Source organism: Pseudoalteromonas sp. Isolate3 (genome assembly GCF_022398505.1).
Lineage (GTDB): Bacteria > Pseudomonadota > Gammaproteobacteria > Enterobacterales > Alteromonadaceae > Pseudoalteromonas > Pseudoalteromonas apostichopi.
Genome location: NZ_JAKEVN010000065.1, coordinates 1 through 23,670 on the forward strand (window position 1 = coordinate 1; position 23,670 = coordinate 23,670).

Below are 23,670 nucleotides of genomic sequence, written 5' to 3' on the forward strand. Positions count from 1 at the left end.
AATGAAAAAGTTAAGAATAAAAATCGAATTACGCGCTTAGATTGTTACTGAACATTTCAAAATCTGACTCGACAAAGGCATACTTTGCGGCTGGTTTTCTTTTTAGGCTAAATAAAAATGGCAAAGACAAATTTAATAACCCGAGAGGGGTATCAGCAATTACAACAAGAACATGATTACTTATGGCATGAAAAGCGCCCTGAAATTACTAAAATTGTTACTTGGGCAGCAAGCTTAGGCGACCGCTCTGAAAACGCAGATTATCAGTTTAATAAACGTGTTTTACGACAGATAGATCGCCGTGTACGCTATCTTCGTAAACGTATGCCAGATCTTAAAATCGTTGACTATAACCCGCAGCAAGCGGGTAAAGTGTTTTTTGGCGCTTGGGTCGAAATTGAGAATGAACAAGGCGATACAAAGCGTTTCCGCATTGTCGGTCCCGACGAAATTTACGAGCGCAAAGATTACATTTCTATTGATGCACCTATGGCTCGAGCGCTACTTGGTAAACAGGTTGATGATGATTTGTCGGTGATGACGCCTGAAGGCGCAAAAGAATGGTATATCAACGAGATAACTTATCCTGATGCGAAATAATTTTTCCCAGAAAATTCAGAAAGCGTTAATTATTGATTGTTTAGTCTGAAAATGTGATCTATAACTAAAGGTACTCAAGATAAATCATTACTTGAGTTTTAGAAGGTAGTAAGTATGTCAAACGCAATACAACGCATCATGAGTAATGCCATTGTATTCGCACTATTAATAAGTGTGAGTTTGATATCTTACGCCAGTGATATAGAAAGCCATTCAGACAGTGTTACGCCAACCGCTCACTTTATTGCGTGCGATAGTGCAGAGCCTGCCAACTTAGATACCGACCTCGATAAACATACTCCTGCGTTCGTCGCTAATGTAGCCCAACCACTGCCAGATGCACGTATGGTTTCGTATGTTCACTCTTCTAATAAGGTGTCTGTTTATAGCGCGCACCAGCGAGGGCCGCCTGCTTTTAATTAACTTAAATTTTCAATTTCAGTTTTATTAAAATGTATGGTGATCAAAATGAATAATTTCAAAGAATTACGTCTTCAAGATATCTCTAATGGCGCATTATCTAATGCAGTGAATGAAGTTGAGCCAACACTAGATCTCACTTCTCCAGCTTTAAAAGTACTTAATAGCTTTACTAAAAAAGACCCTTTACGTGCACATTACGGCACCACAATTGTCGATGCGTTAAAGCAAACTAATAGCTGTTGCTCAGATTTTATTTTAGTTGTAGATAGCGAGGACAAACTGCTTGGCCTTACATCTAGCGCTGACTTACAAAGCTCAAAAATTATGATTCTTGCACAGCGCTTGAACTTACACCGTGACGAAATCACCTTGCATGATGTGATGACTCCTCTTGGCAATTTAGCGGGGGTAAGCCTGCAAAGCATCAGCTATGCATGTATTGGTGATGCTCTACAAACAATGGAGCACCAAGGTATGATGTTCCTATTAGTAACCAGTGCTAAACAAGAAATTTGTGGTTTGATTTCAGCTCGTGAAATTGCTAAAAAACTACATATCCCAGTTAATATCAACCCAATTGCTAATAGCTTTAGCGAAGTATTACAACATGTGGATCACCCACACTAAGCATTAAAATCTGCGTTGTGTAAGACTATTTTTGCAGGCCTTAAAAGCAGTGCTTTTAAGGCCTTCTTATTGTGATATTATTCAGGCAATTAATCTTCAGTTTTACTGATTTTCTATTTTTAAAAAAGGTTTATGCATGAGCAATATCTCTGCACGCTTAGCGACCGAGCTAAATGCCCAGCAATCACAAGTTGTTGCTGCAATCAAACTACTTGATGAAGGTGCCACAGTCCCTTTTATCGCCCGTTATCGTAAAGAAGTAACTGGTGGCTTAGATGACACGCAATTACGTTTACTTGAGCAGCGTTTATCGTATTTACGTGAATTAGAAGAGCGCCGCAGCTTTATCCTTGCCACTATCGAAGAGCAAGGTAAGCTAACTGCCGAGCTAAGTGATGACATTAATAACGCTGACAGTAAAACTGAGCTCGAAGACTTATATCTGCCTTTCAAACCTAAACGCAGAACGAAAGGACAAATAGCTATTGAAGCAGGCATTGAACCACTTGCCGATGAGCTATTTAATAACTCAAGCCTTGACCCAGAAGAACAAGCTAGTAGTTACATTAATGCTGAAGCAGGCTTTGCTGATACAAAAGCAGTGCTTGATGGCGCTAAATTTATTCTAATGGAGCGCTTTGCTGAAGACGCCAAATTACTTGCTAAATTTCGTAGTCATATTGCACAACACGGTCAAATTGAAAGTGCTGTAATCGCAGGCCATGAAAATGAAGGCGTGAAGTACCGCGACTACTTTGAGCATCAAGAACCGCTTAAGAAAGTACCATCACACCGTGCACTTGCTATGCTTCGTGCTCGTAATGAAGGCGTATTACAACTGAGTATCAACCCTGAGCCAAGCGCAGAAAATCCAGCGCAAGTATGCGCGCAAATGATTGCTGATCATTACCGCTTAGATGTTAGCAACTCTGCTGCAAGCAGTTGGCTAATGGGCGTAGTGCAATGGGCATGGAAAATTAAGTTAAGCCTACATCTAGAGAATGAATTTTTAGGTGCAATGCGCGAAAAAGCAGAAACCGGCGCAATTGACGTTTTTGCTAAGAACTTAAAAGACTTATTAATGGCCGCTCCTGCAGGCCCACGCACCACGTTAGGTCTCGATCCTGGTTTACGCACAGGTTGTAAAATTGCCGTTGTAGACAGCACTGGCAAGCTGTTAACAACACAAACGATTTTCCCGCACGCTCCACAAAATCATTGGGATAAATCGCTTCGTACTTTAGAACAATTATGTCGCCAGCATAAAGTTGAGCTAATTGCTATTGGTAATGGTACGGCTTCACGTGAATCTGACAAGTTAGTAGCAGAACTGATTAAAGCAAACAGTGAACTAAAACTAAATAAAGTAATGGTCAGTGAAGCAGGCGCATCTGTTTATTCAGCGTCTGAATTTGCAGCCAATGAGTTCCCTAACCTTGATGTTTCACTACGTGGTGCGGTGTCTATTGCGCGCCGCTTACAAGACCCACTTGCCGAGCTGGTAAAAATTGAGCCTAAATCAATCGGTGTAGGTCAGTATCAACACGATGTATCGCAAAGCCAACTAGGGCAAACGCTAACTTCAGTAGTCGAAGACTGTGTAAACTCTGTAGGTGTAGACTTAAACATGGCATCAGTGCCATTACTTACTCGCGTATCAGGCTTAAACAAAACGTTAGCACAAAATATTGTTAGCTACCGCGATGCGAATGGCTCATTTAGTAAACGTTCTGAACTGAAAAAAGTTGAACGCTTAGGTCCAAAAGCCTTTGAACAAGCTGCCGGTTTCTTACGTATCAGTACAGGTTCAGATCCTCTCGATAACTCGTCAGTTCACCCTGAAGCCTACCCTGTTGTTAAGCGTATCTGCGAGAAAAACAGCTTAGATGTAAACAGCCTAATTGGTAACTCTGACATCCTAAACAAGCTCGTTGCTAACGATTACACAGACGAAAAGTTTGGTTTACCTACCGTTACCGACATTATCAAAGAACTTGATAAACCGGGTCGTGACCCGCGCCCTGAGTTTAAAACAGCGGAATTTAAAGCCGGTGTTGAAACCATTAACGACCTTAAACCTGGTATGATTTTAGAGGGTGTGGTGTCTAACGTTGCTAACTTCGGTGCCTTCGTTGATGTGGGCGTACACCAAGACGGTTTAGTGCATATTTCTGCTATTACCAATAAGTTTATTTCCGACCCACGTGAAGTGGTTAAAGCTGGTGATATTGTAAAAGTAAAAGTAGTTGAAGTAGATGCTGCACGTAAACGTATTAGCTTTACTATGCGTTTAGACGATGATGTTGATACCAGCAATAAAGCCGCACCAGCGAGCAAACCTAAGCCTGCAGCTAAAGCGAAAAGCGCACCAAAGCAAAAACGCGAATTTGGTAATGTTGCGATGGGCAATGCGTTTGCAGATGCATTTGCCAATGCAAAAGTGAAAAAGTAATCCCCAAATAGATTAATCAAACTGGTATCAATCGATAATAAAAAACCGCGTGAGTTTAAACTTACGCGGTTTTTATTTAAGGATGTTAAATAAAAGCAGAAAACTGATTTTGATTGGTGGGCGAGGTAGCTGCTTGATAAAAGTTAGCAATACGTGCGGCACGCTCGTCTACTTCAGCATCACGCTTTGCTGTTTTTGTTTCACTGCTTTGAGTTGCGCTATCTTCGGCATAATCACTGTTTATTTTGAAGGTCGATTTGCCTGAATCAGCATCGCTATCTGCTGATTGACTGGCAAGCTCAGCTTGTGCTGCCATAAGTTTTTGTGTTGCATCGGCCGCGATAGAACGATCAGCACTCGATGGTTCTTGTGGTGCAAGCGCTGCTGCACGCACTGTCTGCATTTTTTCGATTGTGGCTTTTGGGTCGCCTTTTATTTCAGCAACATCAATTTGCACTTCGCCGCCTACGGCATAGTTTGTACCGTCGGGGCCGCGTTGATACTCATAGCTTGGCGAGCCTGCATATTGACCACCAACTGTCGCATGCGCTTGCTCATGAATACGCACCTCGGTATCTCGTGCTTTTAACTCTTTAATTTGTTCAGCATCTTGCTGTTCTTGCTCTGCAACCTTTTGCTCTTTTTGTTGTTCTTGTTTAGCTTCCTGTTGTTCTTGCTCTGTTTGCTCAGACTCGCCTTGTTCGCGACCTTGCTGACGCTCTTCAATTACTTTGTCTTCAGCAAGACGCCCTTTAGCATCATAAGTACCGGCCTCAGAACCTGGCTGCTTGGTTTTGTCGCCATCATTAAGGGTTTTGTTTTCCGCGTTACTCGGCTTGGTAGCAGCAGGAGGTGGGATCACTTCACGTAACTGATTATCACGGCGAGCACTTTCAGTGTGCACATTCGCCGTGTTGATATTAATCGAAGGAAACGGAGTGACGATATTCATAAGTACTAAACTTTAATATCTATTAGTGTACCGAGCACTTCATCAGCAGTTTGAATCGTGTTGATATTGGCTTTTGCATTAAACTCTTCAACTTTCAAATTGACAAGCGACTCATCGATTGGGGCAGGTTGTGAAGCTGGCGGAGTAACAGCTTCATTTGGACTCGCCGCTTGTAATTGCCGTTGTTGAGCTAATTGGGCATCATCTTGCTGATCAATTGAGGCACGGCTAATCTCTGCGCTCGCCTTTTCGATACCTTGACTAGCACGGTTATAACCTTCTACCGCATTATTAAAAACAGAACTGATTGGCATAACACCCTCCAACAGTGAGATCTACTTGTTAAGTATCGCTCATAAAACGAGCAAAATAAAGCTAAATCCCGCTATTTTTCTGGCCTCTCAGCGAGTTTTGCTTAACACATTGATTTCAGTGCTGATATAAATGCTGCTTTATGAGAAATAAATGGCGCATGTGAGGCTTTATCTAAAACCTCATATTCAAACTGAGGCTGTAAAGCATGCATTTTTTCAATCGCACGATAAGGTACTAATGAATCTAAACGGCCGAAAATACCACGCACAGGTACGCTAAGGTTAGCGAATAGCTCACGCAAATCATCCTGCTGTAAAATGTCTAAGCCAGCACTTAAAGCCTGCTCTTGTGGCGCTGGATACTGGTTTAAAAGTGCTTTTAGCTGCTTAATATCGTCCCGAGCTGATTCACTGCCCATCGCTTGTATCGCCAAAAACCGTTCTATCGTTTTTTCTCTGTGGCTAACCAGCTGATCTTTAAAGGCGTTTAATACTTCAGGCTTGATACCCGGCCATTCGTCGGTTTGCGCAAAAAATGGCGTTGAAGAAACCAACACAACCTTTGCTACCTTGTCTGGCCAATGTGCAGCAATATACAAAGCAAAAAGACCACCTAAAGACCAGCCAACAAGAATAGAGTTATTATTGAGCTGGGCGCTTAATTGCTGAGCTGCATCATGCAAAGAGTAAGGTGTTGGAATTGACTGCGCATTACCAAATCCAGGTAAGTCAAAGCAACGGACTTCACCATCATGGAAAAACTCAAGCTCAGGCTTGATCACTTGCCAAACCCCCTGGTTCATTCCCCAGCCATGTAATAGCACCATATCATTTTGCATATTTTGTATTTCCCAACCACACTTAGCGCTCATAATAGCGTTTAAAGGAATGAATGCAATGTCTCACTTCTCTCATACCTTAAAACTAGGGCTAGACGCACTGTTCCCTAACTTTTGTATTAGCTGCCAAAGTCACATACAGGCTAATCAAGCCTTGTGTCAGTATTGTTTAAATGACCTCAATTTGTTCGATCTTACACGCCACCCAAACCTGTTACACAGACCTGATATATGTGATGCATTTCCTGATAGTAATTTTGATTATTTAATTGCCTGTGCTTGGTATCAAGCGCCTTTGAAACTTTGGCTCAAGCAATTGAAATTTAACGATCAGCAGTATTTTCGTGTGGCACTACAACAAGTAATAGAGAGGCAGCTGCAATTAGCTCGTCAGGTTAATATAAATTGGCCCGATCTTTTTATTGTGCTACCACTGCATAATCAGCGCTTTTTAGCACGCGGTTTTAATCAGGTAAGCCAAACTTGGCTGCCTGTTTTAAAAAAGCAGCAATGTACTGTTAGCTCAGCTCTTTACAAGCAAAAAGCAACCAAAGCGCAATCACAGTTAAGTAAAACGAAAAGAGTTAAAAATCTACAAAATGCGTTTGTTTGTCAGCAAGATTTAACAGGAAAAACCGTGGCAATTATTGATGATGTGATGACCTCTGGCGCAACCATAAATGCTGCGACAGAAGCCATAAAAAATGCAGGGGCTAAGCAAGTGTGGGCTATGCTCACTTGCTTAACTGGATTAGACAACCTGCGCTAAGATTAATTGTGATTATTTATCACCTGAGGCATGAAAGGCATTACCAAAGAATAATGCATTGCTCAGTAATCGGCTGGTACCATACCAATAACCACGGAACACTGGGTTATCGGTCATGCCTATCACACTCCCTTTACCATAAGAGTGCGCAATTAAGCCTGCCGCACCAGCTACTTGTTCTACGTTTACGTCATCAGTAAAGCCAGCTAAAAGCGGTTTATCTGTGTAAGTAAGCACGTTCACAAAAGGTGCGTCTGATTTCTCAAGTAGCCAAGTACTATTCTTAAACACAGGTAATGTATTGCGATTCAGCGAATACGTAAGTGGGTGAGATAAATCCACTGAAGTATTAAAAATAGCACCCGCAATACGCTGACGACCAGCTAAGTCATCTTTATCGGCATAGGTAAGCCCTGTTGTATCAAATGCACTGGCTACATCACGACGAGATAAGTAATTAGCCTTTAGTAGTTGCTGATCAGCTAAGAATTTAGCACCGCCTTTATGTCCCCAAATAACACCGCCTTTACGAACCCACGATTTAATAGCCACTTTAGTCGCATCATCAAGACGATTGAAATTTCCGTGCGCTAGAATAATATGACTGTAGTTTTCAAGGTCGATGCGATTTAAGCGCTCCATTTCGATAATGCTTGGCGCTGTGCCAACGAAACGATCTAAGTAATACCATACTTCACCAAGTTCATACTGGCTGGTTCCCTGACCTCCCACTAGTAATACTTTAGGCGCTTTCACAACCGCCATTGCACGAGAACCTAAATCAGCACCTTTAACCGTTAAGCCTGAGCTAATTGGTGTTATTTCAATGCCAAACTCATTCTGCGCTTGGTTTAAATAGCTAACCCAGTTGCTATCAGTTTGCAGACCTGCAGGAACAAGAATACTACCTGGCTCAAAAGCTATTTCACCTGAAGGCGTTTTTGCTGTAAGTGGGCTTAATGCCACCCGTGCTTTCACACCTTGTTCGAGTAAACTATTAAGCATTTTTGGCGCTAGGTAATCATCCCATTTGAATGCATAAGCATAGCTTTGTGGTAAAGCGGCAAAGCTTGATTTAACACTTTGCTGCCAAGGCATTTTGGCAACCTTTAAGCCCCAATTACTGCTTACCTTTGCAAATTCTAAATTAAAGGCATGAGCAAGTGTCCAGCCAGATACATCATAAAATGTATTATCGACAAAACGCTGTTGCTCACTAAAAATCGCTTTAATTAAACGAAATTGCGGCTGTGCTAAAGGCACATAATAGCTCTGCTCAGAAAAGCTTTGACCGTTCACTTTTAGCGGCTCTTCTAACATGTACGCATTGATTTGATGTTGTTTTAATAAATCAAGGAAGTACTTCATGCGACTTTGATCAGCGCCGCCTTTCACCACATACCCTTTAAAGTCTTCATCACCAGCAAGGTCAACAGCTTTGTTGTAAAATTTGGCTTGATAATCAAGTAAGTCTGTACGGTTATCAAGCGCGGCTTGGAACGTCGATAGGCTCGTTAATAACTGATTTTTAATCGTAAACGGGAAGCTTAATGGGCCGTTGATGGTTTCTTGTAAGTGACCACGTGAGCTCGCTTGTTCAAATAAAATACCTACACCGCCATTTACATCTGGGTAAGTTGAGCCTTTACCATAGTAAAAGTCATCGAAGCTTTCTTCTGTGAAGTAAAGAGCATTATGCTCATCAAGTGTCTTTGCATGATAGTTTGCAATTGCTTTAGTTAGCGTGACATTTTCTTCAGGAGTGATTGGGTGCTTACGAGTTGGGATCCCAGGCTGGAAAAAGTATGTGCTGTTTGGGCCCATCTCATGGAAGTCTGTTAGGATATTGGGCTTCCATTGATGAAACTGCGCAATGCGTGCACGTGATTCAGGGTGCTGTAGTAACAACCAGTCACGATTTAAGTCAAATAAATAGTGGTTAGTACGGCTACTCGGCCAACTTTCAATGTGCTCGCGAGTTTGTGGATCTGATGATAACTTCATACCACGGTTACTATTCGCCCAATTTGCAAAACGTGCTAAACCATCTGGGTTCAATGATGGGTCTAGTAAAATAACCGTGTTGTTTAGTAAGGCATCTATTTCTGGGCCTTGTGCAGCGGCAAGGTAGTAAGCAACGAGTAGCGATGCATTACTACCTGATGACTCATTCCCATGAACACTGTAACCCATCCATACAACCGCAGGTTGTTTGCTTGAGTCACTCGTTCCACCATTTAAGCGAGCTAAGTGAGCCTTGCGGATTTGCTCTACCTGACCCAGCTTTTCTGGTGCTGTGATGGTTAGCATCACAAGCGGACGCTGTTCATGTGTGCGACCGATTACTTTGAAGTTCATTCGATTACTTTTTTCAGCAAGAATTTGCATATATTGCACAAGCTGATCGTGACGTACATGCCACTCACCCACTTCGTAGCCTAGCACCTGCTCTGGGGTAGGAATAGTTGGGTCAAATTTCACATCTTCTTCAAAGTAATAAGAAAGAGGTTTTGCTAATGCGCTGACGCTCACTAGCATGGTTAATATTGTTATTATAAAACGCATAGATAGCACCCGTAATTATTTGATGTTTTAACGCTACCATTCGATAAAATAGATGCAACTTTTTACGCTCAACACTGGCGACAATACGATGAGCGGAGTATGATACTCAGTATCCGAGTAATTTAGTCAAGTATAGTCCGTTTTATGATCTCTATTTCTGAATCTGCACAATCTCATTTTGCTAAACTTTTAGCAGACCAAGCTGAACAAACGAACATTCGCGTGTTTGTAGTAAACCCAGGTACTTCGCAGGCTGAGTGTGGTGTTTCTTACTGCCCAGAAGACGCCGTTGAAGCGACTGATATTCGTCTACCATTCAATGGCTTTGATGCCGTTGTTGATGCAGAAAGCGCCCCTTTCTTAGAAGAAGCTGAAATCGATTTTGTAACTGACAAAATGGGAACTCAGTTAACACTTAAAGCGCCAAATGCAAAAGCACGTAAACTTAGCGATGATGCGTCACTGCAAGAGCGTGTTCAACACATGCTTGAAACTGAAGTTAATCCACAGCTCGCTAATCATGGCGGTCAAGTTAGCCTAGTAGAAATTACTGCTGACGGAATCGCAGTACTACAATTTGGCGGTGGCTGTAACGGCTGTTCAATGATTGATGTCACACTTAAAGAAGGCATCGAAAAAGAAATGATCGCCAAGTTTGACGAAATCAATGGTGTAAGAGACATTACTGATCACCAATCTGGTGAACACTCTTACTACTAACTGGTATTTAAAGCATGCTTAAAAAATGGGTATTTCGCTTAGGTAGCGACCCCAAGTTAAGCTTAAAACGCTTTCTTCGCGGCCTAGCACTATTTGTGCTGGCCGTGATTTTTATTGCTATAGGTTATTATGGGCCCGCACTATTTCAATTAATTGGTCTGATCATTTTAGCTGTGGCGATATTCTTTGCAGCCTGGGGCTACTTAGGTATTTTTGCCAACCGCTTTGCACAAGTCTTAGAACGATCTTCACCGAAAGATCACGACCCGGATCTATGGAAGTGATTTAATCTAATAATTGCTGATTATTGATAATTTTACGGTAGCGAATCCACAGAGTTAACCCTCGCATCAACATAAAGCTCGTCATAGCAAACCACAAACCATGGTTCTGCCAGCTACTTACCAGCCAAAACAGTCCAAAGAAGCCCACCAAAGCACTAAATAGCATTGTATTTCGCATGTCTTTGGCACGTGTTAAACCCACAAATACGCCATCAAATAAGAAGCAACCCATCGCCGCAATAGGTAAAATAATGACCCAGGGAAGGTAAACAGTCGCGAGGCTGATAACCTCTGGCACATCGGTAAGTAAACGAATGATTGCCTTGCCAAAAAATAAAAATATAAGACTATAAAACACGGCAAATAACCCGCCCCAAAACAGGCTCAAATTAACCCATAGCTTAATCTGCTTAGTGCTTTGTTCTCCTTTAGCTTTTCCGACCTTAGCTTCACTTGCATAAGCAATACCATCAAGTGCAAAGCTCACCAACATTAAAAAGTTCAGCAATACAGCATTGGCCGCTAAAGTTGTTTCACCGATACGTGCGCCATAAAAAGTCATAAAGCTAAAACACAGTTGTAGCGCCAGTGAACGAATAAATATATCACGATTTAAATTCACTAAATCAAGTAACTTAGCAACACTTAACCATGCTTTCACGGCAAGGTTAACACCCTGCTTTTTGGCAAGTTTTGCAACTAACATAAGTGCAAAAACAAGGGCAGTATAATCAGCAATTAAAGATGCCCACGCTGCTCCAGCCACACCCCAATCAAGAAACACCACAAAATAAATATCAAGCACAATATTAGTAATATTGGTGATAAGTAATAAATAAAATGGCCCGCGGCCATAATGCACCCCTAACATCCAACCAAGTAAAACCAAATTACACAAAGCAGCAGGCGCACTAAAAATACGAATTGAAAAATAGCTATTTGCTTGTTCTAAAACAGCGTCATTGGCATTTGATAAATATGCCATTAAGGATTGAATAGGTATACTCAGCGCTATTAATAACAGCGCAACCGCTGTTGCTAGTAACAAGCTGCGCTTTAATAGCTCAGCGAGTAAGGTGTGATCGCTTTTACCATAGGCCTGTGCAACCAACCCTGTGGTGCTCATCCGTAAAAAACCTGCTAGCCAAAATAATAACGAGATAACTGCTGAACCGAGTGCTATACCAGCCAAATAGTGAGCGCTTCCTAAGTGACCGATTACAGCGGTATCAACTAAACCTAACATTGGCACGGTAATATTTGATAAAATCATCGGACCGGCTAATAACAGTAAACTTTTATGGTGTGCCTTATGACGTTTAAGAAAATGTTTCATTTAGTATTTGCAGTCCTGTTAGGTTTATCTTTGCGTGCCCATGGCGCTGTCATTCTACAGTATCACCACGTCAGTGAAACCCTTCCTGCGGTAACCAGTGTCAGCAGCGATACATTCACAGAACATATGCAATATTTGCAAGATAATAACTTTAAAGTTATTCCATTAGATGAACTCATCACCGCATTACAAGCCGGCCAGCCTCTGACAGATAAAACCGTCGCGATTACCTTCGATGATGGCTATAAAAATAACTATGAAGAAGCGGCACCAATCTTAGAAAAATTTGGCTATCCATATACTATTTTCGTTAATCCCGAGTTGATTGATGAAGGCAAAAGCTATGTTATGACATGGCAACAGTTAAAAGAGCTATCTAATAAAGGCGCCATAATCAGCAATCACACACAAGTCCATAATTACTTACATCGCAAACAGCCAGGCGAGAGTGAAGAGGCGTGGTTAGCTCGCACTAAAAAAGATATTCTATCTGCTCAGCAACGCATTAAAGAAGAAATTGGTCATGATTACAAATATCTTGCTTACCCTTATGGCGAGTTTAACAATTCATTACAACAGTTAGTTAAATCTCTAGGCTTTGTTGGTATAGGTCAACATTCGGGTGCTGTAGGTATCCATTCTGACTTTACCCGATTACCACGCTTTCCGGCGTCGGGCTTTTATTCAAAACTTGATACGCTTGCCACTAAACTAGACTCGCAAGCATTCACTATCAAGCAGCTCACCTACTCAGATAGCGTAACGCATGAAAACCCGCCAAGTTTAAGTATGCAATTTGATATGCAAGACTTTCATAAAAGTCAGTTTGCTTGTTATGTCTCTGGTATTGGTCAAGCCGATTTAACGTGGCTTAGTAAAGATACGGTGAAGATCACCTCACCTGAAAAACTGAAAAAAGGCCGCTCTCGCTTTAACTGTACGGCCCCATCTATCGCGAAAAAAGGAAACTACTACTGGTTCTCACAACCTTGGGTTATTTTACCTTAACAGCTTGTTTTAGCATTTGTGCCGTTACCTTATCAAGACGAACCACTTCATTAGCCGCATTGAGCTCCACTGCGGCTTTTGGCATCCCCCATACCACAGACGATAATTCATCCTGAGCTATTGTGTAAGCCCCTGCTTGATTTAGGGCCAATAAACCTCTTGCGCCATCACTGCCCATACCGGTTAGTAACGCAGCCACTGTCGCTTTCGGACAGGCTACCTCCAAAGAGTTAAATAGCACATCAACAGAGGGACGATGTCGATTAACCAACTCACTCGAGTCAAGCTGACAAAACAAGCCGCCTGCTTTTTTCACCACACTTAAATGCTGATCGCCCGGTGCAATATATGCCCAGCCAGTTTGTAGCTTATCACCATGTTCAGCTTCTTTAACGTTGATTTTACAGGTTCTATCCATGCGCATCGCAAATGAAGTACTAAATACAGGAGGAATATGCTGTGTTATAACAATAGGTGGGCAGTTTTCTGGCATGCGTACTAGCACTTCTTTAATCGCTTCTGTGCCACCTGTTGAAGCACCTATTGCAAGCACGCTATTAGCTTTAAACTCAAGTGTTGCTAAAGAGCTATCGTCTTCAACTTTTGACTCTTTAAAGGCACGCACTCTAGCACCAGCTGCTGTACGCACTTTTTGATGTAGTAAATGCGCATAACGTTGCAAATTTTCAGTGACATTAATAGTTGGCTTGGCAATAAAATCAACTGCACCAATTTCGAGGGCTTCCAAAGTGATCGGGGAGCCTTTTTGAGTAAGCGTTGAAATCATAACAACCGGCATAGGACGAAGACGCATCAAGTTTTTTAAAAAGCTTAATCCATCCATTTTTGGCATCTCGATATCAAGGGTTAAGACATCTGGATTAAGGCGCTTAATTAAATCTCGGGCTTGATAAGGGTCTTCTGCCGCACCAACGACTTGAATGTCTTGCGCTTGCTCGAGTACTTCCTTGAGTAAACCACGGATCAAAGCAGAATCATCAACTATGAGTACTTTGATCATATGCTCTCCTAAAATAATTCAATATCCGTTTCTGCATCTTGTTGCTCAATATCGTGTAAGTATTTAATTTCACGTTTCTCGAGTTGATCAGAGTGCAATTCACGCATCTTTTTAACCTGTGCCTTGCCTGTTTGTGGATCAAACATCACCTTACGTGGCCAAGGCCCGCCAACATCATGGGATACTAAATCTAAACCTTCTTCAAGTACATAGGCATTTGCAAAACGAATATTGCCAACACCAATATCTGTCATTGAACGAATAATTTTTCCACCACCAAATAGTTTAACTTTGAGATTGCGTCTAGAAGCACCATTTTTTAGGATTTCATTGATCAAGTATTCCATTGCCCAGTTGCCATAGCGGCAGTTAAGGCTGTGTGCGTTGCTAGGATCAACGCCTTTTTCTGCTGGTAGCATGAAATGGTTCATGCCACCAATGCCTAAACCTTCATCGTAAATACAGGCTGCAATACAAGAACCTAGCACGGTTGTGATCAGTTCATCTGATTTTGAAACATAAAATTCGCCAGGCAATACCTTAGCAACGACTTTGTGGCGCTTACCATCCCAAAACCGCTTAACGTGTTCAAAACCAGGCAATACAGGTTTAAAATGACTACTCATAGACCACCTTTTTGATAGATCGTTTGGCCTAAATTCTTAAACTCTTTGTGGTCCTTACCCAGTGTTTCGGAATGCCCTAAGAATAAGTGACCGGAATCGGTCAACAAATCATAATAACGTTTAAATAGGGTATCTTTGGTCGGCTTATCAAAATAAATAACAACATTGCGACAAAAAATAACATCAAACGGCCCTTTCATAGGCCAGCTCTGTAATAAGTTTAGACGTTTAAAAAAAATATTTTTTTGTAGTTCGGGTTTTACTTTATATAACTGTTCATCATGGCTTTTTAAAAACCAGCGTTTAAGTTGGCTTTTGTCTAAACCATTCACATTCGCTGCTGTGTACGTACCAGCCTGCGCTTTAGCGAGCACATTTGAATCTAAGTCAGTGGCTAGGATTTTCACATCCCAGTCAGATGGAAATAAACTGCTTAAGGTCATAGCAATAGTGTAAGGCTCTTCGCCGGTTGAGCAGCCTGCAGACCACACCCTTACACGTTTTTGCTTAGCATTACTTACCAGTAGTTTTGGTACTATGGTATTTTTTAGATAACTAAAATGATGGGGTTCACGAAAGAAAGAAGTCAGGTTAGTCGTTATTGCATTAATAAACTCACTGAACTCTTGCTCTTTGTGCTCTTCGAGAAAATCTAAGTATTCTTTAAAGTTCTTAAGCTTATGTTGGCGAATACGTCTTGCTAAACGCGAGTAAACCATCTCGCGTTTATGCTCCGCTAAGACAATGCCGCAAGCATCGTACACTTGTGACGAAATAGCTTTAAAATCACTATCCGTTAATAAAAACTCTTTCATGTGTTTGACCCTGCAGCTGTAACATTAGATGCAATTAACTAGTTAGAATTTTGTTGGGAAGAGTTTTAAAACTCTTCCCACTCATCACTAGGGTCAACAAAGTTATTGCCTTTTGGCGCCGAGCGTACTGGTGAGCTTGGCTGTTTAGCGGCAGGCGCTGAACTTGCACGGCTGGTTATATCCATCTCATTATTTGATAACGAGAAGAAGTTTAATAAGCGGCGCATATCATTCGCTTGCTCTGCCATTGATTCTCCAGCGGCAGATGCTTCTTCAACCAAGGCAGCATTTTGCTGAGTCATTTCGTCCATTTGGGCAATAGCTTTATTAACCTGCTCAATACCAGAGCTTTGCTCTTCAGATGCTTGGGCAATATCAGAAATCATCGCTGTAACTCTTTGCACCGCTGTAACAATTTCTTGTAATGTTGAACCTGATTCATTAACTAGTAATGTACCATCTTCAACTTTCCCAACACTGTCTCGGATCAATTCTTTGATTTCTTTTGCTGCAGCTGCTGAACGTTGCGCTAAGTTACGCACCTCACCAGCAACAACCGCGAAACCACGGCCTTGTTCACCTGCTCGCGCAGCTTCAACAGCCGCATTCAACGCTAGTAGGTTTGTTTGGAAGGCAATTTCATCAATTACACTGATAATGTCTGCAATCTTCTTACTTGATTCATTAATTGCTGACATACTGGTGACAGCGCGATTTACCACTTCACCACCTTTTTGTGCCTTAGTGCGTGTTTCTTCAGCAAGTTCATTTACTTCTTTTGCATTATCAGCATTTTGACGAACCGTACTGGTCATCTCTTCCATGCTTGATGCTGTTTCTTCAAGTGATGAAGCTTGCTCTTCAGTACGTTGACTTAAATCAGCATTACCTTGTGAAATTTCTTCTGCGCCACTTGCAACCAGCGTTGCTGAGGTATTAATGCGATTAATTACTTCAGTAAGCTTATCAGCCGTGGCATTTGCATCACGTTTTAGCTTGTCGAACGAACCTTGGTAGTCTTGCTCAATACGTTTTGATAAGTCACCGTTCGCCATGGCATCCAGCATGTTGCCAGTGTCTTTTACTGCATCATCAACAATGCTAACAAGGCTATTTAAGCCCTGCGCTAGACGTAAGAAGAAACCTTGTTTACCCGCTTCTTCAACACGCGCTTCTAAGTCACCACTCCCCGCAGCAGCGACGAGGCCTGCAATTTCTTTTTCAATAGCGACTTCCGCGGTTCTATCTTCCCACTCCACTACCGTACCAATACGTTCGTTTTCTGGGGTGAAAATAGGGTTTGCAACCAAGCCAAAAGTACGCCCACCCACTTGAATTTCAGTGCTATAAGTATCACTTAACTTAGCAAGCATGTTGCGTTGATGTGCTGGGTTCTTATGGAACACATCAATATTTTGACCAATCAAATTATTACTGTTGAAATTAGGTAAATCTTTCCTTAAATCACTTTCAGCAATCTTCATCATGTTCAGAACAGCTTCGTTCATGTAAATAATGTTGTTGCCAGAATCAGCAATCATGGTATTCGTTGCCACACGGTCAAGTGCACGACGTACTCGCAGGTTTTCTTCTGCTGCACGCTTTTCAGCTTCGGCTTTATTTACGCTATCAGTAATATCTTGCCACTCAACAATAGTACCTAAACGCTTACCTGATGCGCTCACCCAAGGTGTTGCAATCAAGCTAAAAATAAGCCCTGCTAAACGCAATGTCGTTTTGTATGGTTCAGATAATGTTTTTAGCAGCTCACGTTGGTGTGACGGTTGTTTATGAAAATCATCAACGCAGGTTCCAACTAGGTTTGCAACTGAAAAGCTAGGTAGCACAGTTTGTAACGTTGACTCACGAGCTTGCAGCATTTGCTTTACTTGCTCATTAACGAAAATAATTTTCAAATCGTTATCGGCAATCATCACATTTGCTTGGCATACACGCAGCGCATTTGATAAGTCAGCATCACGTTTTGACTGACGTTCAAGCTCTTTTTGTGGTGTAATATCGGTAGCAAGCTTGATGACTTTAGTGACATTGCCATTGCTATCAATAATCGGGTTATAGGTGCCTTGAATCCAAACTTGCTTGCCATTTTTACCGACACGCTTAAATTCATCAACAAAGAATTCACCGCTGCGTAATCGTTGCCAAAACTGTTGATATTCAGGGCTTTGCGACTCTTCTTCAGCAACAAACATAGAGTGGTGTTGCCCTTGAATTTCTTCGAGTTGGTACCCCATGGTGTTTAAGAAATTAGCATTGGCAGTAATGATCTGCCCCGATGGTTGAAACTCAATCATCGCTTGCGACTTTCTCAGTGCCGCAATAACTAAATCATTTTCCGACTCAACATTTTTAGGACTGCTAAACCATCCCATACCCTTCACCTTCTTGTTAATCTACCCAGTTAAATGTCCATTGTTTTTTGTAGGTCAAGTAATGCGACCATCTTCTCACCCACATTGACTAAACCCGCAACAAATTGCGCGTTGTCTGAGTCAGACAAATGTGGCACTGCCTTCGCTTCATGCTCTGCAATGCTATAGACATCCGAGACGGCATCAACTGCGATGCCCATAATTTTACATGTATTTTCAAGCTGTACTTTTAGAACGATTACAACGGTTAACGGCCCGTACTCTATGGCTGATATACCAAAACGAAGCCTTAAATCAATAATTGGCACTATAGTGCCGCGCAGATTAATAACCCCTTTGACGAAATCCGGTGAGTTAGGGATCACCGTAATTTCTTCCCAACTGCGAATTTCTTGAACCGTTAAAATATCTACACCGTACTCTTCTTCGGCCATAAAGAAGGTTAGGAATTGTTTTACATCTTGATCTTGTTCAAGAGTTAGCTTGTTATGCAGGTCGTCGTGTTGTGCAATCATGACGCCTCCAAATTCGCTTTTGATTCTATAATCAATTCCTGGCTCCCTGGCTTTCTAAGCCCAGATAATTTAATCAAACCACTAATATCAACAATCAAAGAAACACGACCATCGCCTAAGATTGTAGCCCCAGAAACGCCATCAACTTTTTGATAGTTTGCCTCCAAACTTTTGATTACGACTTGTTGTTGAGATAATAAGTCGTCAACTAATAAACCTACTTTTTGATTGTCGCTTTCAACAACAACCAGTAAGGTTTTATCAAGCGTTTCAATTGCCCCTTGGTGGTTAAAAATATTGTAAAGCCTTAAGATTGGAATATATTCATCACGTAAGCGCAGCACATCTAAGTCTTTACCAACCCGACTTACCTTACTGATATCGATTTGCAATGATTCGATAATCGAAATTAGCGGGATAATATAAGTATGCTCAGCAATACGTACTAACTGCCCATCTAAGATAGCCAATGTTAGCGGTAGGCGAATTGTAAATGTCGAACCTACGCCCGGTGCTGAAGCCACTTCCACAGAACCGCTCAACGCTTCGATATTGCGCCTTACTACATCCATACCAACGCCACGACCCGATAGGTCGCTTACTTGATCGGCTGTAGAAAACCCTGGTAAGAAAATAAGCTCGTTTACTTCGTTATCAGACAACTCATCAGTTTCTGAAATTAGGCCGTTTTTAATTGCCTTTTCACGAATTTTAGTGGTGTTAAGACCTTGGCCATCATCCATAATTTCGATAACAATATTGCCACCTTGATGAAACGCATTGAGCGTGACAGTACCAACAGGGTTTTTACCCGCAGCAACACGCTTATCAACAGTTTCTAAGCCATGGTCTAGGGAGTTTCTCACTAGGTGAACCATAGGATCAGAAAGCTTCTCCATCACGGTTTTATCTAGTTCGGTTTGCTCACCAAGTAACTTTAGCTCAACTTGTTTATCAAGCTTTTGCGAGATATCTCGCACTAAGCGAGGGAAGCGACTAAACACAAAGCTTATTGGCAACATACGAATACGCATGACGTTTTCTTGTAAGTCACGAGTATTATGTGCCAGTTGCGCTAAGCCCTCTTGTAGAGAAGCAATCGTCGCTTCAGTGATTTCTTGCTCACCCAATTGGCTTAACATCGCTTGGGTAATAACTAATTCACCCACCATGTTGATGAGTGAGTCAACTTTATCAATACCAACCCTGATTGAGGTTGATTCTGCATTGGCAGTAGTTGCTTTAACTGGCGCAGGCTTTTTGGTATCAGAAGTTGGTTTAACTGCTGCAGGCTCAGCCTCTTTCACTGGTGCTGCATCTTCTGTAGCAGTTTCAGCTGCCGAAATATCTTCATCACCAAACAAACCACCGCATAGCGTGATGGTAATATCAGCGTCATCCTCAACCCATTCAAAAATTTCTTCTATACAGCTTTGCTCTTTGTCTGTGGTTAAGAAAAAGCGCCACGATAAGAAACAATCTTCAGGGGCAAGGTTAGTGATGTCAGGCACATCATCTTGAAAAGCTTGTGTTTCAAGTTCACCCAACTCCGCTAATTCACTGATCATGTACAGTGGTTCATTACCGGTTTTAAATAAATGATGGTGTGGTTTGAAATCGATTTGATAGGTATTAAAACTGTTTTCGCTGACAGCTTCTTGCGCTTGAGCAGGTTCTTTACTTGCAGCACGCATGCCGAGAATTTCTTCAAACTTAATACGAAGTTCATCAGCTTCAGTTAGGTCTGGCTGCTGCTCAGCTTGCAAAGTTCTGAGTAAAGCTCGTAAACAATCAACTGATTTTAAAAGTAAATTTACATGCTCAGCAGTAAGATCACGTGAGCCTTCACGGATTTGATCTAACAGGGTTTCGAGAACATGAGTAAAATCTGCAACGGCACTAAAACCAAAGGTTCCACTGCCTCCTTTTATCGAATGCGCAGCGCGAAAGATTGTATTTATTGTCTCTAAGTCTTCTTCGCCAGGTACTAAGTTTAATAACTCAGCCTCCATAGCATCGAGTCCTTCAAAGCTTTCTTCGAAGAATACTTCAAAAAATTGGCTTAGATCTATACTCATGCCCCGCTCCTATTATTAGCGAATCACTTTTTTCAATACCGCTAACAATTGCTCAGGATTAAATGGCTTAACAATCCAACCAGTTGCTCCAGCAGCTTTTCCTTCAGACTTTTTATCAAGCCCCGACTCTGTGGTCAGCATCAGTAAAGGTGTGAACTTATAATTAGGTAAGCTACGTAATTCACGAATAAGGGTAATACCATCCATTACCGGCATATTCACATCAGAAATAACTGCATCAAAGCCTTGTTGCTTTGCGATGTTTAATGCTTCACTGCCATCTTTTGCCTCTGTAACATCAAAGCCAGCTTTTTTAAGCGTAAAACCAACCATTTGGCGCATAGATGCAGAATCGTCTACTGCTAAAATTCTTTTCATAAAAACCTCTTAATTGGCATTCTCAAGCACAAGGTAATGACTTAAGCCCAAACTATTAATTGCCTGTAGCAAAGGTTTGCTCTCGCCAACCCAAATAATTTTGTGTTGCACAGAAAGCAAGTGCTTCTGTAATGCACATAAAAGCTGAATTGATGCTGTGTCAGCACGTGTCACTTCACTGATATCCAGACAAATATCATCATTTGCTGACAACTCTTGTAGCAAATCTTGATGGAGCGTTTCGACCTGACTAATAGCTAATTCTGTAGGGAGCTTTAACATTACTTCTTCTTTCCCTGCTTTAAACAATTCATAACAAAAGCTTAGACTGACTAAATAAAAATGCCATAATTTGAATCAAAAAATAGTAAAATTTTTTAGTAGCTTAGACATATATGTCAAAAAAGGAAGCTTTTCTTTTGCTGAAATTGACTCACCAAGCAAAGAAAATTTACTTTGCGTAATAATCTGCTATTTTTTTGAACTCATCAGTCAAAGTTGTGGCATTAATCAAGGGCACACTTCCTTGTTTAAATTCAGGCTTAAAAATGGCACGCACAGAACCATCACCATCAACCATCACCACAGAAGCACTATGATCAACGGCATACTCTTGCTGATCACTGTCGTTAATTGCGTAAATTAAGCCAAGCTCTCTAACAAAGGGGAAAAGTTGTTTGTGTGGGCCTGATACAGCAAGAAATTCAGGGTTAAAGTAATCAATGTAAGCTTTGCGTTTTTCGGTTGTATCACGCTTTGGATCAACAGCAACAAACCATACTTGCACTTTGTAACCTTGGCTTAATTGCTTTTGCACTGCAGTTAATTTCGCCAGTGTCATTGGGCAGATATCAGGACAGCTAGTGTAGCCTAAAAAGACCAAGTTCCAATGCCCCATAAATTGGCTATTATCTGCAGGTGTACCATGTTGGTCAGTTAATAAAAACGGACTAATCGGCTTTGCTGGCTCGTAAACGAGCGCTTCAACTTTAGGAGCGGTGTTATTTTTGCCACAACCGGTTACAAATAATACCGCACTGAAACATAAAAAAGCGACGATTCGTGTCATAAAACTAACCATTTATCAATAAATAAGGCGATAAAGAGTAGCATTAAATGCACAATTGAAAAACGAAATAAATCCATTGCGGTATCATCTTTTGGGGCAATTTTTAGTTTTAATGCCTTATAGATGAAGACCGCATTTAGAGCGCTTGCCCCTAGCAAGTAAATTAACCCTGACATACCAATTAGATAAGGCAGTACACATACCAAAGCTAGCAAAATGCTATAACCAACAACACAGGTTTTACAAAATTCAATACCGTGAGTAACAGGCAGCATAGGAATTTTTGCACGCTCATAGTCACTTTTACGAGCAATTGCTAATGCCCAAAAGTGTGGTGGAGTCCAAGTAAATATAATCATCACTAATAACCATGGCGCAGCAGCCATATGGCCCGTTTCAGAAACCCACCCTAAAAGCGGCGGCATCGCACCAGCTAACCCCCCAATAACAATATTTTGCGGTGTAGCACGCTTTAAAAACGAAGTGTAAATAAATGCATAACCAACGAGTGCAAACAAAGTAAGGATTGCCGTTAATGTATTTGCCCACACCATAAGCATAACAAAACCTAGCATACCGATGGTCGCCGCAAAGCTCAAAGCATGCTGTTTGCTTAGGCGCCCTTTTGCCACAGGGCGATGACGTGTACGTGCCATTTTACTGTCGATTTCACTATCAACAACATGATTGATTACAGCAGCAGCGGCCGATAACAAACCAATACCAAGCAAACTTGCAAGCTGTACAAACACTCCACGCCCAACATCGGGAGCCAATGCCAAACCAACCCAAGCAGTTAGTACAAGCATGGCAACTACTTTAAATTTACTGATAGCTAAGTAATCTTTAAGTAACTCTGAGCTTTGGCTAAATAATGATTTTTCTGTGCTTAGTAATATTGCCATCACAGCCTCCTAGGTTCTTATTTTTAAATGGAAGCATAGTCTTACCATGCTAAGCAGTAGTAGTGCGGCCATTAGATTGTGCGCAAGCGCAATACTTAATGGGAAGTGCCAATGCACAACAGCTAGGCCTAAACAGATTTGGCACAGCAAAGCGATTAATACGGTGACTGTGCAGTGCTTAATTTTTCGAGAGTAACATCTTGAATATATGCGCCACATGATCAGTGCTAACACCACACAAGTAACCAACGCCCAAATACGATGCAGTAAGTGAATTGACATACGCGCTTGCTGCGATAACACACCATATTCATAGGTACTGTGCTCGAGCGGCAGTTGAAAAACGCTCTTCAAAGAAAACGGTTGTCCGTAGCTACAAAGCGGTAAGCCATTACAATGCGGAGCGGCATAATTTGCAGCAAGCCAGCCACCCAACGCAATTTGCAGTATTAGTACCACCAAACCCACAAGCGCTAGACGATAGTATGGCTTTGCACCGCTATCATTACTCGCTACGGGTTTGGTTTTTAAGCGTAGATACAATAAAAACACCAACGACAAAATACTAAAACCGCCAAGTAAATGTCCCATTACAACCAAAGGCTGTAAGTTCATAGTCACAGTCCACATGCCCAATGCGGCTTGGAAGATCACCAGTAGTAATAGTGCCAGTGGCAATTTAACCGGCGTATTTGGATATTGGCGTTTTAACCATGCAAAAACAAACAAAGCTAAAATTAATAGGCCAAGGGCACCAGCAAAATAGCGATGGATCATCTCTTTCCAAGCTTTTGCTGCCTCAAACATCATATCAGGGTAGTTTTGTTCAACATGTAACAGAGCAGTTTCATGTTTTGGCACAGTTAAAAACCCATAGCAACCAGGCCAGTCTGGACAGCCAAGCCCAGCATCACTCAGCCGTGTATAAGCACCAAGCCCAACAACCAAGATAGAGAAGAAAACCGTAATTAAGACTAAATA

The 23,670-nt window shown here is 41.6% G+C and carries 24 protein-coding genes; 8 read left to right on the top strand and 16 right to left on the bottom strand.

The window, feature by feature from the left end; translation table 11 throughout:
- The first annotated feature begins 117 nt into the window (after positions 1-117).
- The 4 genes from greB to L1D46_RS13085 all read left to right on the top strand — a co-directional run bounded on the left by greB (position 118) and on the right by L1D46_RS13085 (position 4,102).
- Entirely contained in the window at positions 118-600 is a 483-nt protein-coding gene (gene greB, locus L1D46_RS13070) for a transcription elongation factor GreB (RefSeq protein WP_239977643.1), read from the top strand.
- A 114-nt stretch (positions 601-714) separates the two neighbouring features.
- Complete coding sequence (locus L1D46_RS13075; protein ID WP_130050341.1) at positions 715-1,023, top strand: hypothetical protein; 309 nt, start codon at positions 715-717, stop codon at positions 1,021-1,023.
- A 45-nt stretch (positions 1,024-1,068) separates the two neighbouring features.
- Complete coding sequence (locus L1D46_RS13080) at positions 1,069-1,650, top strand: hypothetical protein (RefSeq protein WP_130050340.1); 582 nt, start codon at positions 1,069-1,071, stop codon at positions 1,648-1,650.
- Positions 1,651-1,786: 136 nt separating this feature from the next.
- Positions 1,787-4,102 carry a Tex family protein gene (locus tag L1D46_RS13085; protein ID WP_239977644.1) on the top strand — a complete coding sequence of 772 codons (2,316 nt, stop codon included), beginning with the start codon at positions 1,787-1,789 and terminating at the stop codon, positions 4,100-4,102.
- A gap of 85 nt (positions 4,103-4,187) precedes the next feature.
- On the opposite strand, the gene L1D46_RS13090 is transcribed toward L1D46_RS13085, so the two are convergent.
- From L1D46_RS13090 to bioH, 3 genes are all read right to left on the bottom strand, one after another.
- Positions 4,188-5,054, bottom strand: coding sequence for a putative metalloprotease CJM1_0395 family protein (locus L1D46_RS13090; protein WP_239977645.1), 867 nt, complete (start codon positions 5,052-5,054; stop codon positions 4,188-4,190).
- Positions 5,055-5,059: 5 nt separating this feature from the next.
- Positions 5,060-5,368, bottom strand: a complete 309-nt coding sequence (locus tag L1D46_RS13095; RefSeq protein ID WP_130050337.1) for a hypothetical protein — start codon at positions 5,366-5,368, stop codon at positions 5,060-5,062.
- Positions 5,369-5,469: 101 nt separating this feature from the next.
- Positions 5,470-6,207, bottom strand: coding sequence for a pimeloyl-ACP methyl ester esterase BioH (gene bioH / locus L1D46_RS13100; protein ID WP_130050336.1), 738 nt, complete (start codon positions 6,205-6,207; stop codon positions 5,470-5,472).
- Between the two features lie 58 nt (positions 6,208-6,265).
- Between bioH and L1D46_RS13105 the strand changes: the two genes are divergently transcribed.
- Positions 6,266-6,976, top strand: coding sequence for a phosphoribosyltransferase family protein (locus L1D46_RS13105; RefSeq protein WP_130050335.1), 711 nt, complete (start codon positions 6,266-6,268; stop codon positions 6,974-6,976).
- 12 nt (positions 6,977-6,988) lie between these two features.
- Here the strand turns inward: L1D46_RS13105 and L1D46_RS13110 are convergent, their stop codons facing one another.
- A complete protein-coding gene (locus L1D46_RS13110; protein ID WP_130050334.1) occupies positions 6,989-9,541 on the bottom strand; it encodes a M14 metallopeptidase family protein in 2,553 nt (850 codons plus the stop codon).
- Between the two features lie 144 nt (positions 9,542-9,685).
- Here L1D46_RS13110 and nfuA point away from each other — a divergent pair, with 144 nt between their 5' ends.
- The gene (gene nfuA / locus L1D46_RS13115) at positions 9,686-10,261 is read left to right on the top strand and encodes a Fe-S biogenesis protein NfuA (RefSeq protein WP_054554437.1); all 576 of its coding nucleotides are present in this window, start codon (positions 9,686-9,688) and stop codon (positions 10,259-10,261) included.
- Positions 10,262-10,275: 14 nt separating this feature from the next.
- Positions 10,276-10,545, top strand: coding sequence for a hypothetical protein (locus tag L1D46_RS13120; RefSeq protein ID WP_167658426.1), 270 nt, complete (start codon positions 10,276-10,278; stop codon positions 10,543-10,545).
- Position 10,546: 1 nt separating this feature from the next.
- On the opposite strand, the gene dinF is transcribed toward L1D46_RS13120, so the two are convergent.
- Entirely contained in the window at positions 10,547-11,881 is a 1,335-nt protein-coding gene (dinF, locus tag L1D46_RS13125) for an MATE family efflux transporter DinF (RefSeq protein ID WP_239977646.1), read from the bottom strand.
- Between dinF and L1D46_RS13130 the strand changes: the two genes are divergently transcribed.
- Positions 11,858-12,889, top strand: coding sequence for a polysaccharide deacetylase family protein (locus L1D46_RS13130; protein WP_233786765.1), 1,032 nt, complete (start codon positions 11,858-11,860; stop codon positions 12,887-12,889). The two genes, dinF and L1D46_RS13130, sit on opposite strands and share 24 nt — an antisense overlap.
- Here the strand turns inward: L1D46_RS13130 and L1D46_RS13135 are convergent.
- The 11 genes from L1D46_RS13135 to L1D46_RS13185 form a co-directional block, all read right to left on the bottom strand.
- Positions 12,876-13,910 carry a chemotaxis response regulator protein-glutamate methylesterase gene (locus L1D46_RS13135; RefSeq protein WP_167658427.1) on the bottom strand — a complete coding sequence of 345 codons (1,035 nt, stop codon included), beginning with the start codon at positions 13,908-13,910 and terminating at the stop codon, positions 12,876-12,878. The genes L1D46_RS13130 and L1D46_RS13135 overlap by 14 nt on opposite strands.
- A gap of 8 nt (positions 13,911-13,918) precedes the next feature.
- Positions 13,919-14,536 carry a chemoreceptor glutamine deamidase CheD gene (gene cheD / locus L1D46_RS13140; RefSeq protein WP_130050330.1) on the bottom strand — a complete coding sequence of 206 codons (618 nt, stop codon included), beginning with the start codon at positions 14,534-14,536 and terminating at the stop codon, positions 13,919-13,921.
- A complete protein-coding gene (locus tag L1D46_RS13145) occupies positions 14,533-15,351 on the bottom strand; it encodes a protein-glutamate O-methyltransferase CheR (protein ID WP_130050329.1) in 819 nt (272 codons plus the stop codon). The genes cheD and L1D46_RS13145 overlap by 4 nt, the downstream gene beginning before the upstream one ends.
- A 65-nt stretch (positions 15,352-15,416) precedes the next feature.
- Positions 15,417-17,744, bottom strand: coding sequence for a methyl-accepting chemotaxis protein (locus L1D46_RS13150; RefSeq protein ID WP_130050328.1), 2,328 nt, complete (start codon positions 17,742-17,744; stop codon positions 15,417-15,419).
- Positions 17,745-17,773: 29 nt separating this feature from the next.
- Complete coding sequence (locus L1D46_RS13155; RefSeq protein ID WP_130050327.1) at positions 17,774-18,259, bottom strand: chemotaxis protein CheW; 486 nt, start codon at positions 18,257-18,259, stop codon at positions 17,774-17,776.
- Positions 18,256-20,337: a chemotaxis protein CheA gene (locus tag L1D46_RS13160; protein ID WP_239977647.1), complete on the bottom strand. Its 2,082-nt coding sequence runs from the start codon at positions 20,335-20,337 to the stop codon at positions 18,256-18,258. The genes L1D46_RS13155 and L1D46_RS13160 overlap by 4 nt, the downstream gene beginning before the upstream one ends.
- 15 nt (positions 20,338-20,352) lie before the next feature.
- The gene (locus L1D46_RS13165) at positions 20,353-20,715 is read right to left on the bottom strand and encodes a response regulator (protein ID WP_054562870.1); all 363 of its coding nucleotides are present in this window, start codon (positions 20,713-20,715) and stop codon (positions 20,353-20,355) included.
- Between the two features lie 9 nt (positions 20,716-20,724).
- Entirely contained in the window at positions 20,725-20,997 is a 273-nt protein-coding gene (locus L1D46_RS13170) for an STAS domain-containing protein (RefSeq protein ID WP_130050325.1), read from the bottom strand.
- A gap of 169 nt (positions 20,998-21,166) precedes the next feature.
- Positions 21,167-21,784 (bottom strand): SCO family protein, encoded by a 618-nt coding sequence (locus L1D46_RS13175; protein ID WP_239977648.1) that lies wholly within the window; start codon positions 21,782-21,784, stop codon positions 21,167-21,169.
- On the bottom strand, positions 21,781-22,689 hold the full coding sequence (gene cyoE, locus L1D46_RS13180; RefSeq protein WP_239977649.1) for a heme o synthase: 909 nt from the start codon (positions 22,687-22,689) through the stop codon (positions 21,781-21,783). Before cyoE ends, L1D46_RS13175 begins: the two co-directional genes overlap by 4 nt.
- Before the next feature lie 9 nt (positions 22,690-22,698).
- Positions 22,699-23,670 (bottom strand): COX15/CtaA family protein (locus L1D46_RS13185; protein WP_239977650.1); only part of this gene is annotated, 972 nt, incomplete at its 5' end.